This is a genomic window from Shewanella frigidimarina NCIMB 400 (genome assembly GCF_000014705.1).
Lineage (GTDB): Bacteria > Pseudomonadota > Gammaproteobacteria > Enterobacterales > Shewanellaceae > Shewanella > Shewanella frigidimarina.
The window spans coordinates 1,189,599-1,203,426 of record NC_008345.1; the positions used below are offsets into that span (position 1 = coordinate 1,189,599).

Annotated in this window: 8 protein-coding genes; 4 read left to right on the forward strand and 4 right to left on the reverse strand. The window is 42.4% G+C overall.

The window, feature by feature from the left end; translation table 11 throughout:
- Positions 1-134 precede the first annotated feature (134 nt).
- A complete protein-coding gene (locus SFRI_RS05235; RefSeq protein ID WP_011636491.1) occupies positions 135-1,595 on the reverse strand; it encodes an ice-binding family protein in 1,461 nt (486 codons plus the stop codon).
- Positions 1,596-1,887: 292 nt separating this feature from the next.
- Entirely contained in the window at positions 1,888-4,566 is a 2,679-nt protein-coding gene (locus SFRI_RS05240) for an Ig-like domain-containing protein (protein WP_011636492.1), read from the reverse strand.
- 554 nt (positions 4,567-5,120) lie between these two features.
- Here SFRI_RS05240 and SFRI_RS05245 point away from each other — a divergent pair.
- Both SFRI_RS05245 and SFRI_RS05250 read left to right on the forward strand, forming a co-directional pair.
- Complete coding sequence (locus SFRI_RS05245) at positions 5,121-7,730, forward strand: PAS domain-containing hybrid sensor histidine kinase/response regulator (protein WP_011636493.1); 2,610 nt, start codon at positions 5,121-5,123, stop codon at positions 7,728-7,730.
- On the forward strand, positions 7,730-9,280 hold the full coding sequence (locus tag SFRI_RS05250; RefSeq protein WP_011636494.1) for a sigma-54-dependent transcriptional regulator: 1,551 nt from the start codon (positions 7,730-7,732) through the stop codon (positions 9,278-9,280). Before SFRI_RS05245 ends, SFRI_RS05250 begins: the two co-directional genes overlap by 1 nt.
- Before the next feature lie 192 nt (positions 9,281-9,472).
- Here SFRI_RS05250 and SFRI_RS05255 read toward each other — a convergent pair whose 3' ends face one another.
- Entirely contained in the window at positions 9,473-9,730 is a 258-nt protein-coding gene (locus SFRI_RS05255) for a YfhL family 4Fe-4S dicluster ferredoxin (RefSeq protein WP_011636495.1), read from the reverse strand.
- A gap of 12 nt (positions 9,731-9,742) precedes the next feature.
- Positions 9,743-11,107: a prephenate-dependent tRNA uridine(34) hydroxylase TrhP gene (gene trhP, locus SFRI_RS05260; RefSeq protein ID WP_011636496.1), complete on the reverse strand. Its 1,365-nt coding sequence runs from the start codon at positions 11,105-11,107 to the stop codon at positions 9,743-9,745.
- Between the two features lie 247 nt (positions 11,108-11,354).
- Here trhP and SFRI_RS05265 point away from each other — a divergent pair, with 247 nt between their 5' ends.
- Complete coding sequence (locus tag SFRI_RS05265; protein WP_011636497.1) at positions 11,355-12,197, forward strand: HDOD domain-containing protein; 843 nt, start codon at positions 11,355-11,357, stop codon at positions 12,195-12,197.
- A 124-nt stretch (positions 12,198-12,321) separates the two neighbouring features.
- The gene (locus tag SFRI_RS05270; protein ID WP_011636498.1) at positions 12,322-13,824 is read left to right on the forward strand and encodes a putative bifunctional diguanylate cyclase/phosphodiesterase; all 1,503 of its coding nucleotides are present in this window, start codon (positions 12,322-12,324) and stop codon (positions 13,822-13,824) included.
- Positions 13,825-13,828 lie beyond the last annotated feature (4 nt).

The following is a 13,828-nucleotide window of genomic DNA, read 5'->3' on the forward strand; positions in this document are numbered from 1 at the left end:
CACAATCAATTGCGATATAGCTAATGATCCATGACATAAAAACATCCGCCAAACAGGGTTTAGTGGATGTTGATTTTCTGATGAGTAGCATCAAGGATTGCGAGCATTAGACGATTGCTAATGCTCGGCTATTATCAGAACTGCTCTGTAGGCTGAGTTACTATATTGTGATCTAATGTGACAGCGGTTTGTGACATTAATCTGCCGTTAACCGTCGCATCTGTGTTTATGCTTATGCCTTTTTCAGCTAAGATCACACCTTCAAAATGCGCTGTGGTATCAAGTGCTACTCCCGCACTTCCGCCAACCTGCCAGAAGATATTTTTTGCCTGAGCGCCGCTTTGTAAATTAATACGACTGGCAGCTGCTTGAGTAAGGTCACCGGCTATCTGGAAAATCCACACGTCGTTGGCACTGCCTGAAAGAGTTACGTCAGTAGAGATCAACACACCTGAGCTCCACTTATATAAACCTGGCTCCAGTGTCATGCCACTGATATCACCAGCGCCTAGCTCGGTATAGTCAGGTAAGGTTCTGCCTGCTGCATCGTTATAGGCAGTGCCCATATCAAGTACCGCGTTGGCGACGAGGGTGTTATCTTCTGCGGCGCCTGCAAAACAAGTAATCGCACCGCTGCCTGTATAAGCCGCATCAGCACCATAAATAGTTCCGCTGATTTCATTACAAAACACGTTATCCATCGCTGCGGCCGTAATAGGACTTGAACCTATATTACCTGTTATAGCAGAAGCAGGGATATTGGTAATACCGGTCTTAGTTAAAATAGCAAAATCACCCGAAGTTCTTAACTTCACAGGTTCAGGTCCAATAGCGGCAACATCACTGGTGGTAAAACTCCAGCTGAAACTCGCTGCTAATAGATTCGCTGGGATCGCTAAATCGCTGATAGCAGTTGTCAAGGTTGCGGTATAAAGCGTATTGGCTGCTAAATTATCGTCTGGATTAAAAGTTGCAACTGTTCCTTGAACACTAACCACACCAGTGACAAGATTTGTTCCATCACTTAGCGTAAAGCTAGAGCCGTTTACCGTATTAGGAGAAAGTGCTTCACTAAACTCAGCAGTCATATTTCTATTTAAGGCAAAATCCTGTGCGAGGTCTACGGGGTAATTTGATACTACCTGTGGGGCAATAACATCTGGTAATGCTGAGGTAGTAAATGACCAACTAAAACCACTAGCAAGCGCTATGCCTGCAGTATTCGTTACTTCAGTGGTGATTGATGCCTGGTATAGGGTGTTATGAGTAAAATCACTGCTTGGAGCAAATACGGCGGTATGACTTGTTTCATCATAAGAAACGGTGCCTAACACGGCTGTTTGGCTCGGAGCCGTTAAGGTAAAGCTGGCATCGTTAATCGTTTGCTCATTCATCGCGTCACTGAAGGTTGCAGTGATTTGTTGGTTTATCGCTACATCAATAGCAAGATTAATAGGGTTACTGGCGTTAATGACTGGCACAGTTGCCGCGTTATCGTTATCGTTATCGTCATTGTTACAACCTGAGATTAAGCTCGCCATCAATATCGAGCTAGCCAATATAGTTTGGTTATAATATTTATTTGTTGTGTGCATTATTTTTATCCTTTAAAAAATTAACATCGCAATTCAAAGAATGCTCACGCCCCCCATCAGAAATTAACCGATGAATAGATGTTTCTTTGCACTGTGGATAGTTTTTGATAGCTGAAGTCACGTATATAGACAAATGTTAGATTGATAACCTTGACCATAAACAGAACGGTTACTGCTTATATCAGCACCTAAATGGGCCTCATTGCACAGTAGTGGTTAATGAGGAGACAGACTATCTGTTCCCTCATTCTTTCTATCTATTTTTGTCAACTTGGGTAAGCCGAGCTTAAAACTAGTTAGCTTTGGTTACTGCGTTAGCATCCAGAGTGACCTGATCGGTAACGGCAAATAATCGGCCTGTGACGTTAGCACCAGTCCGCACATTCACTTCTGACCAAGCAAAAACATTGCCTGAGAAGTTTGTGTTCGTTCCGATAACTGTTTTTCCGGCTGTTCTCCAATAGATATTCTTTGCTTGTGCGCCATTAATGAGCACAATGTCGCCACCTGGAGCACCAGATGTCAGGTTTCCGCCTATGGTGAAAATAAACACCGAATCAGGATCTCCTTCGCCATCAAGGGTGAGAGTGCCTGTTTGGAGGGTCACATCAGCTGCAGTTTTATAGACACCACGAGTCAGAGTCAGATTCCCCAATTCAATAGGACAAACCTGAGTCGCTGCGTTTGGGTTAGGATCTGCAGCTAGGAAGTTATATGCAATACCAAGATCCGTTCTGGACTGGTTAATAAATGCGACCATAGATGCATAAGGCACAGGAACAACATAGGGGGGAGTACTATCGTCGCCAGCATAAGACAAACCATTGGTTAATTCGTCAAATTCGCCAGCATTAACGCCAGGAGTAAATCCTGCGTAATAAGAACGTGCCTGGTCAAGAATACCTAAATCACCATCAACAATGGCAGAACCACTCGTGGTAGTAATGGCTTGTGAGGCAAGCATGGCAAAACGCGCCACTTCACCCAATTCTGGTGCTAGTGGGTTGTTTGGTAGGGCAGCAGTAACATTAAGTGTTGTATCCGCAAATACTCCACTTAGTGATGCTTGAATCACCGATGAGCCTACTTCAATAGCTGTGGCACGCCCGCTATTTAGCTGTTCATTGGGATTCAATGTAGCAACTAGTGTATCAGCTGAAGACCACATCACTGTCGAGGTAATATTTGTTGTACTACCGTCTGAATAATGCCCAGTAGCCACAAAGTTTTGGCTTGAGTTTTTAATAATGCTTGGATTAATTGGTGTTACATCAATCGAATTCAAGGTGGCATCGGTAACGGTTAAGTTAGTACTGTTTGATTGTGCACCTGAAGTTGCGGTAATAAGTGATGAGCCAGCCGCCTTGCCATTCGCAAGACCATTGACATCAATTGTAGCAACCAAGGTATCAGCAGATGACCAGGTAACCGAGGTCGAAATATCTGCTACAGATCCATCAGAATAAGTAGCGGTTGCAGCAAACTGCTTGTTCATACCTTTAACAAGGCTTAAATTGGTTGGCGATACCACAATTGAGTTCAAAGCTGCGCCGGTAATTGTTAAATTGGTACTACCGGATAAAGCACCTGAGCTTGCACTAATTAGCGATGAGCCAGTTTCGATACCACTAGCTAGTCCAGAATTATTTACTGTGGCAACTAAGGTATCTGCTGATGACCAAGTTACAGAGGCAGTAATATTAGCTAGCGAACCATCTGAATAAGTTCCTGTAGCGGTTAACTGTTTATTCGAACCTTTAACTATGGTTTGATTTCCTGGTGTTACCGCAATTGAAGTCAACGTTGTATCAGTAACTGTTACAGTAGTTGTGGCCGACAGCGCAGCTGATGTTGCGGTAATAATAGCTGAACCTGAAGTAATACCACTGACTACACCATCGGCATTTACTGTCGCAATAAGGGTATCAGCTGATGACCAGATTGCAGAGCTAGTTATGTCAACAGAGATCCCATCCGAGTAAATACCAGTAGCAGTCAACTGAAGGGTATTACCTTTAGGAATATGTGGGTTGGCAGGTGTTAACATGATTGACGTTAAGCTGGCATCAGTCACTGTCAGCAATGAAGTTGCTGATTGAGCTTGAAAATCCGCCGTAATAATAGATGAACCTATGCTAACTCCTTTAGCTGCCCCACTGGTATTCATTGTGGCAACCAGTGTATCCGCAGATGACCAGTTTGACGAAGCGGTAATATCAACAGAGATACCATCGGAATAAGTACCGATAGCAGTAAACTGCTGGGTTATGCCTTTGGCAATGCTTGGTTCAACCGGCGTTAACGCTATTGAACTCAAAATAGCATCTGTGATATTGAGTTCAGTCGTTGTTTCATCAGAACCTAACGATGCGGTAATAATCGAAGATCCAATGGCAACTCCACTAGCAAGACCACTTGCATTCACTGTGGCAACTAGCGTATTAGCCGATGACCACGTTACTGAAGTGGTAACATCTGGGGAAGTGCCATCCGAATAAGTGCCTGTGGCCATAAATTGTTTGGTCAGACCCTTAGCTAGGCTAGGGTTGACTGGTGTGATAGCCAAAGCCGTTAAGGTCGCATCAGTGATAGTTAGCGTGGTCGTTGCGGATTGCTCGTTTGATGATGAGTCTATAAGGGATGCTGTGATAGCAACTGAACCAGGGATAACTCCCATGGCTAGACCGCTGCCATTGATAGTGGCAACTGTAGAGTCATCAGATGACCAAGTTGCTGAGTTGGTGATATCAGATGATGTGCCATCCGAATAGGTGCCCATAGCTGTGAACTGTTGCTTTAAGCCTAGTGGCATACTAGGGGTGGCAGGAGTAACCGCAATTGATGTGAGTAGCACACCGTTATTGTCGTTATTACTATTGTCGTTATTATTGTCTCCATTACACCCAGCTAAAAGGATAAACCCTAATAGCATAGTGAATACGAGATAAGTCTTTTTTATGGAATGATTCATTCTATTCTTCCTCATAACTCTGTGAAATTACATTTATTTCTCTTTCCTACTCCTGTACAAACGGCTCATGTTTTATAGCGATGAGTGTTGATAATTCTGTTCGATTTTTTTGTTGTGTTGCATCCACATTTTGAAAAAAATCAGAGTACAGTTCTGGATAAGATGTCGAGAAAGCTAACTTGATTAAAGCAATTATTGTACCAATATATATATTTTGATTGGTTGTATTATTTAACCATTTAGTAACAATGGTTTATTGTTTTTTGTTGTTTTAATTGTTTATGTTTTTGTTTTTATGATGCGTCGATATATGAAAGATCTGTTATATATTGAGGGTTGAATTATCATAAGCAGTGTTATGTTGTGGTTTTCAAGAGGATATACTTAGTGGTTTTCAGCCAAGCAATGTTATATTGGCTAACTGAAAAATAACAAAATTCACGTCGAAATTGCCATCTTTATCGTCAGATAAATACACCGATATGGCAGGTTTTTTCTCTGGGTCGCCATTTCGGTTCCAGTCAAAAACCAACGTATGGTCATAGAGGTTAATCATGAAAGGTGAGAACAAAAGAAGTCCATCAAGTTTAGTCAAGTCTGATGTCATTGAAACTTTGCTTGGCCTCAACAGTGAGGATGATGTCGATCTGTTCGAAGCAGCAATCGAAGAAGTCACTGAACGCAGACATGCAGAAGAGGCATTGTTAAATGCAGGTGCGTTGCAGCGAGCAATTTTTAATAGCGCTAACTTCTCTTGTATTGCCACTGATGCTAAAGGGGTCATCCAAATTTTTAACGTTGGTGCCGAGCGGATGCTAGGTTATTCGGCCATCGAAGTGGTGGACAACATCACCCCTGCAGAGATATCAGACCCTCAGGAGATCATCGCCCGTGCCGAGGCGCTTTCTGTAGAACTCAGTACGCCAATAGAACCTGGTTTCGACGCGCTGGTGTTTAAAGCCACACGCGGTATTGAAGACATTTATGAATTAACTTATATCCGTAAAGACGGTAGTCGCTTTCCTGCTGTTGTGTCGGTTACCGCACTACGCGACGATCAAGGTATTATCATAGGTTATCTTTTGATCGGCACAGATAACAGTGTTGGCAAGCAGGCGGAAGAAGCTTTGCTCAAAGCAGGTGCACTGCAGAAAGCCATTTTCAACAGTGCTAACTTTTCCAGTATTGCTACCGACGCTCATGGCGTTATCCAGATATTTAATGTGGGTGCCGAGCGAATGCTGGGTTATACAGCTGACGAGGTGATGAACAAGATCACACCCGCAGATATCTCCGACCCCAAAGAAGTCATCGAGCGAGCTAAAGAGCTCAGTATTGAACTGGATACTGCAATCACACCTGGTTTTGATGCGTTAGTATTTAAGGCCCGGCGCGGCATTGAGGATATCTACGAGCTAACTTACATACGCAAAGATGGCAGCCGCTTCCCGGCAGTAGTGTCAGTCACTGCTTTGCGTGATGAGCACAAGGCTATCATTGGTTATTTGTTAATCGGTACCGATAACACCGCGCGTAAACGTATCGAGGAGGAGCAAAAAGAACTCGGTCGACGTTTGCAAGATCAACATTTCTATACCCGTAATCTGATTGAATCCAACATTGATGCTCTGACGACCACAGATCCTTCCGGTATCATTACCGATGTGAATAAACAAATGGAAGAACTTACAGGTAACAACCGTGACTCCCTTATAGGCACTCCATTCAAAGACTACTTCACCGATCCTGAGTTTGCTGCGGCTGGCATAAAAAGGGTGTTAAGTGAGAAGATAATCTCTGATTATGAATTGACCGCCCGCACCAAGAACGGTAAAGAAACCGTGGTTTCCATTAATGCGACCACCTTTTATCACCGAGACAATAAACTGCAAGGTATTTTTTATGGCGCTCGCGATGTAACTGAACGTAATCGCCTAAATCAAAAACTGCTGGAAAAGAACATCGAACTGGAAAATGCTAAAGCGGTGGCTGAGAAAGCCAATCTCGCCAAATCGGATTTTCTTTCCAGTATGAGCCATGAGCTACGCACACCACTGGGTGCGATTCTAGGTTTTGCACAGCTCATGGAATCGAGTACACCTGCGCCGCCTCCTGCTCAAAAACGCAGCATTGCTCAGATCCTCAAAGCAGGATGGTACTTGTTGGAGCTTATCAATGAAATACTTGACCTAGCACTAATCGAATCCGGCAAGCTACCCATGTCACTGGAAGCTGTTTCGCTGTCCGAAGTCATGCAAGAATGTGTGTTGATGAGTGAGCCGCAAGCTCAACTCCATGACATCAAAGTCGTCTTTACCCGATCTACGACTAAAGATTTTCTTAATGTCGATAGAACCCGACTAAAACAGGTAATTATTAATCTGCTTTCCAATGCAATTAAATATAACCGGAAGGGCGGAAGCGTGATACTGGAACACAGCCAAAGCAGTGACGATATGATGCGGTTCAGTGTTCGAGATACAGGTGAAGGATTATCAGCTGAGCAACTTGGGCAACTTTTCCAGCCCTTTAATCGCCTCGGTCAAGAAGCCAATAATCAAGAAGGTACAGGAATCGGTCTAGTGGTTAGTAAGCGTTTGGTTGAATCTATGGGGGGAGTCATTGGCGTGCAAAGTACCGTTGGCGTGGGTAGTGTCTTCTGGTTTGAACTAAAGCGAACTGACGAACCCGTATCTAACCTTGCTGACAGCGCAATAATGGTCACGGAAACGCTACAATATGAAGATTCTGAGCGTTTGCAAACCTTACTATATGTCGAAGATAATCCGGCTAATTTGATGCTTGTTGAGAATATTATTTCTCGTCGGCCTAATTTGCGTTTTCTCAGTGCTGCGGATGCTATTCAAGGTATTGAAATGGCACATACGCATCAGCCGGATGTTATTTTGATGGACATTAATCTACCGGGAATTAGCGGCTTGATCGCATTGAAAATTCTCAGGGAAAGTCCGATAACAGCATCGATACCTGTGGTAGCTCTCAGTGCAAATGCCATTCCCCGGGACATTGAAAAAGGTTTGGATGCTGGCTTCTTTCATTATCTTACTAAACCACTGCGGATCAATGAGTTTCTGAAGACTCTGGATATAGCGCTTGAGTATGCCAATAAGTCTGCTGTAATCGCTGATGATGAGGAAAAATAATGGAAATCACTGCAAACGATATTCTTAACGCTAAGATTTTGATTGTCGATGATCAAGAGCCTAATGTGCTTCTGTTGGAGCAATTGCTACTTGAAAGCGGTTATACCATGGTAACTACAACCATGGATCCCCAGGTTGTTTGCGACCTGAACCGAATCAATAACTATGATCTGATCTTGCTTGATCTACAGATGCCAAAAATGGATGGATTTGAAGTCATGGCTGCGCTTAAGGCCGACCATAGCATGGACTATTTACCAGTGCTGGTGCTCACAGCCCAACCCAATCATAAACTGCAGGCATTACAAGCGGGCGCCAAGGATTTTATTAGTAAACCCTTTGACTTGGTCGAAGTTAAAACGCGTATTCATAATATGTTGGAAGTGCGTTTGTTATATAAAAAATTGGAAAAAAATAACATCACTCTAGAAGACATTGTGCAAAAGCGTACGGTAGAGTTGACTAAAACTAACCTGCAACTTGGATTGGAAATTGAGGAACGTAAAAAGGCTGAAGCGTCACTGAGAGATACTTATACACAAATAAAGCAATTAAAGGACAAGCTTCAGGCCGAAAACACTTATCTTCAAAAGGAAGTTGCACGGCAGTTTAATTTCGACGAAATCATCGGCAGTAGTAAGCTGTTGTCGCAGGTTTTTCAAAAAGTTGAGCAAGTTGCACCAATGCATGCAACCGTGTTACTGCTTGGTGAAACAGGCACCGGTAAAGGTGTTGTGGCCCGCGCCATCCACAGCCGGAGTTCACGAAAAAAACGCCCCTTAATTACGGTGGATTGCACCACCTTGCCAGTGGCGTTGATAGAAAGCGAATTGTTTGGCCGAGAGCGTGGCGCTTTCACTGGTTCTGATAGCAAACAAATCGGTCGTTTTGAGCTTGCTGATGGCGGCACCTTATTCCTAGATGAAATTGGTGAGATGCCGCTAGAAATGCAAGCTAAACTGCTGAGGGTTATTCAAGATGGTGAATTTGAACGTCTAGGAAGTCCCCGCACTATAAAGGTCGATGTGAGAATTATTGCTGCGACTAACCGTAACCTGATAGAAGAAGTGCGTAATGGTAAGTTCCGCGAAGATCTTTATTACCGACTAAACGTATTCCCGATCACTTTGCCTCCTTTAAGGCAACGTAAGGAAGATATTTCATTATTGGTTAACCATTTTTTGATTAAATTCAACAAAAAAATAGGTAAGCAGATTGACATAATCACTCAGGATGCTCTGAATACATTGCAGCAACATCAATGGCCTGGCAATGTGCGAGAGCTGGAGAGTGCCATTGAACGAGCCGTCATCCTCAGTGAAGGGAAATCACTGCAAATACTCGATCGATTCGAAAGCTTTGATAAACTCGCTACTATCGAGGAACCTTCGATGAAAGCTCTGGTTGAGTTAGAATATGAGCATATTGTCAAAGTCTTGCAGCAGACTGGTTGGCGGATAGAAGGTAATAAAGGCGCTGCACTTATCCTCGGTCTCAATCCCAGTACTTTACGAGCGAGAATGCGCAAACAGGGTATCACTCGGCAGTAGTTCAAGGCTAAGTGGTAATACAATGAATTGTGATTCCGTCCTGTATAGGGTTATTCACAAAAACTCTTTGTGTCGTCGAGGATTTTGCATATCAGCCAGCCTCGGCTCAGTCTATGACATTTAAGGCTAGACTAAACAGAGCCTGGTGTTGAGCGTTTTTTGTATGGTATTAATAGTTGTTTATCTGTTTAACTAGCCCACAAACTTGCCCGTGAGCTGAGCGTATTTGACGAGGAGATCGTCCTGAGATTCCTTATGTGCTGGGTCTATGGCAATACAATCGATAGGACAAACTGAAATACAGGTTGGCTTGTCATAATGGCCAACACATTCGGTGCACAACGAAGGATCGATTTCATACACCTCTTCACCCATAGTAATGGCTTCGTTAGGACATTCGGGTTCGCACATATCACAATTGATACAGCTATCGTCAATGATTAGTGCCATAAAAACCTTAATTTAAGCTGGTTGATGAGGGTTTCGTGTATCCATTCCCTCAGGTAAATTACGCATTAACATGGCTTTGTCGATATTAATATCTGCCGGAAGCGCTAGAAACACAAAATGGCCTGAGCCTAAAGCTGAGTCAATCGATTCGCCTTTGCGATTAATTAACGATTCAATAGTGATAACAAAATTACCTTCAGTTGTCATTATTTCAACACTGTCGCCAACTGAAAATTTATTTTTAACATCAATTTCAGCCAAACCCTCAGTATTGCGTTTACCGGTAAACTCACCAACAAATTGCTGGCTATCACTTACCGAGTGGCCATATTGATAGTTTTGATATTCGTCATGCACGTGACGACGCAAAAATCCTTCGGTATAACCGCGATGCGCAAGCCCTTGAAGATTACTCATCAATGTGCGATCAAAGTCTTTGCCAGCAGCGGCATCTTCAATGGCTTGGCGATATAATTGTGCCGTGCGCGCGACATAGTAAAAAGACTTGGTGCGACCTTCAATTTTTAATGAATCAACGCCCATTTGGGTCAAGCGATCCACATGTTGAATAGCGCGCAAATCTTTTGAATTCATAATATAAGTGCCATGTTCGTCTTCAAAAGCAGGCATGTATTCGCCAGGGCGACCAGCTTCTTGCAGTAGCACTATGTCGCTACTGGGTTGGCCAGAACCCAGTGTTGGGTTTTCAAATTGAACGGTTGGGGCTACAGGGATGATATCGCCTGTATCGGTTTGCTCTGCTTGATGTACGTCGTATTTCCACCGACATGCATTGGTACAAGTCCCTTGGTTGGGATCACGTTTATTCATGTAACCAGAGAGTAAACAACGGCCAGAATAAGCCATGCAAAGTGCGCCATGAACAAACACTTCTAATTCAATATCGGGGCAACGTTGGCGAATTTCTTCAATTTCATCCAATGATAATTCACGGGATAAAATGACTCGCTTGATGCCTTGTTGTTGCCAGAATTTAACCGATGCCCAGTTAATCGCATTCGCTTGAACCGATAAGTGAACGACTTGATCTGGAAATGTTTCGCGTACCATCATAATAAGCCCAGGATCTGACATGATCACCGCATCGGGTTTCATCGCAATCACCGGTTCCATGTCTTTAATATAGGTTTTTAGCTTGGCATTATGTGGGGCAATATTACTGACAACATACAATTTCTTACCTAGGGCGTGAGCCTCTTCAATACCGCTGGCAAGAGTCTCCATTTTGAAATCATTATTTCTAACTCGTAAGCTATAACGAGGTTGGCCTGCGTAAACGGCATCAGCACCATAAGCAAAGGCGTAACGCATATTTTTAAGCGTACCAGCGGGAGATAATAATTCAGGTTTAAACATGTTTTTCGACCTAATAGAACATTGTGTGATGAAAGGGCCGAAGCTTACTTAAGGATATTAGCGAGGACAAATATAGCCTTGGTATTTGTGAGGTTGGTTGTATTTTTATTACATCAAAGGGATTTATGACTGATAAATCAGAACAGGAAGATATAAATAATTGAGTTGTCGTCAGTTGAGTAATCGCAAACGTTATCGGTTTGGGTATATAATCCAGCATTAGAGACTATTTATTTATGGAGAACCCATGTCTACGGAACATCAACTCTTGGTTGGACTATTAAAAAAGCTCAAAGATGATGCTTTAGTTTTACCAACATTACCTGAAGTGGCCATGCGTGTTCAAGAAGTGGTGTCTCGTCAAGATTCAAGCCTTAAACAAGTAGCCGACATCATTGGGCAAGATGCCGCTATTTCAGCCCGTATTATTAAAGTCGCTAACAGTGCTTTGTATTCTCGCGGCAATAAAGCAGAAAGCATTAATGCCGCGGTGAGTCGCATTGGTTTAGTGCAAATCAAATCTATTACCACGTCAGTTGCGATGGAGCAGCTCTTTATCTCAACCAACGAAATGGTGTGGGAAGTGATGGATGAGGTATGGAAAACCTCCATTGAAGTGACGGCTTCATCTTGTGCAATGCTTGAAATGTATAACAAACGTCATCCTACTAAAAAATTAGATCGTGATACGCTTACTCTTGCTGGCTTGGTGCACAATATTGGTGCTTTACCAGTATTAACCGAGGCAGAAGTTCACCCAGAGTTGTTTGGCCGAATTGATGACCTACGCAGTTTAGTCCGTAAAATGCAGGGGCCGATTGGCCGTGCGGTATTAAAAACGTGGGACTTTGCCCCAGAGGTGATGGAAGTGGTTGAGCGTTGGGCTGATCTTCATTATTTACCTGAAAAAGTGACTTATCTCGACTTTATCCGTTCTGCGGCATTTTATACTGGCGAACTTAGAGCTGGTGAAGAGTTAGAAGAAAGGTTAGGTGTCTTCGCTCAACGTGGCTTGCCTGTTACACCAGAAGATCTAGCTAGTGATGAGTTTATTAATATGTACCATTCAATTATGCAAAGTTACGAGTAATGCTACTTTGAGTGCGTCTCACGGATATTAGTCAATGAGTTAACATTAAATGATTAATATCTAAGTGAGATGTTTTTGACGTTTAAACAACCGATGATTAAAATTGTAACATGATGAATACTTAATGAATTATTTACTAATAACAGTGTTGTTTATGATTGTGATCATGCTGTGTACCATTGCATGTCTCCATTGGCGTCAGCATCGTTTTATTAAACAATTAACTCACTCGTTAGAATTACAATTACTCAATCAAGATTCATTTAACATAGATTCCCCTTCAAAATCCTTAAAACCGCTCATTAATGTCCTTCATCATTTGCATCAATCAAGCCTATTTAGCACCGAACGAGATAAGCTAACTGGTTTAGCTAACCGTGTCGGCTTTAAACGAAAAATGTTGTCAAAAATGCCTATTTCAGAAGGTATGTTAGTGCTGGTGGATATTCGTCAATTTCGTTTTGTGAATGATTTATTTGGTTTTTTATTTGGTGACAAACTGCTGAAAGCTTTTGCCAAGCGGATAGATAACCTGAACTGTAAAGCACAGTTCATCTCACGTATGAACGGTAATGAGTTCTTGTTGTTTTTCCAGCAACCGTTGACTATCGAGCAATTGCAAACAATCAAAAATGACTTACAAAGCCCATTTGAAATTGAACAACAACCAATCAGTATCAAAATGCAGCTCGGAGTGTTGTCGTTAAATGAGCATCATGCTGATGTCAGTTTGATGTTGCGCCGTTTAGATTTAGCACTGAAGAAAGCCAAAGCATTAAAACAGCCGATTGCTTTTTACGACCAAGATGATGATAAAGCACAATACCGAGAATTGTTGATTATTAATGGCTTACCTAAAGGGTTAAAGCAAGGTCAATTATTTATGGTATTTCAACCAAAACTAGATATAAAAAGCGGCCGATGTAAGCAGGTCGAAGCGTTAATTCGTTGGCAACATGAAGGCTTAGGATTAATTTCTCCAAATGAATTTATTCCATTAGCGGAACAGACCGGAATGATCGATATTCTGAGTAGTTGGGTGTTAGATAACGTATTAGCTCAACAAGCCAAATGGCGAAATATGGGTGTTTACGTTAATGTAGCCATTAATTTGTCATCTACTGACTTAGACAATCCAAACCTTGCAGCCGATGTCGCCACCAAGCTATCCCAGTATCTGGTTCCTGCCGAAACCATTACCATTGAAATCACTGAAAGTGTGTTGATGAAATCGCTCGAGCAAACGATTGTTACCTTAAATCAATTACGTGATATTGGGGTAAAACTTGCCATTGATGATTTTGGCACTGGCCATTCTTCTTTAGCTTATTTGCGTCATTTACCTGTTGATGAAGTGAAAATTGATAAAGCCTTTTTAGATGAGTTTGAAACCTCTCACGCGGCGAAACAAATTGTGAAGACGAGTATCGAACTGGCTAAAAATTTAGGTTTTGAAGTGACGGTTGAAGGCGTTGAATCTAAGTCGGTATTAGATGCATTACATCTTTTTGGAGTCGATACCATTCAAGGTGATTACTTTGCTAAACCATCTACTGCCAGTGAGTTTGAACATCTTTATCCGCAACTTAATTATCAGCAACATAATCATCTGCAGCATAATCATTGATAAT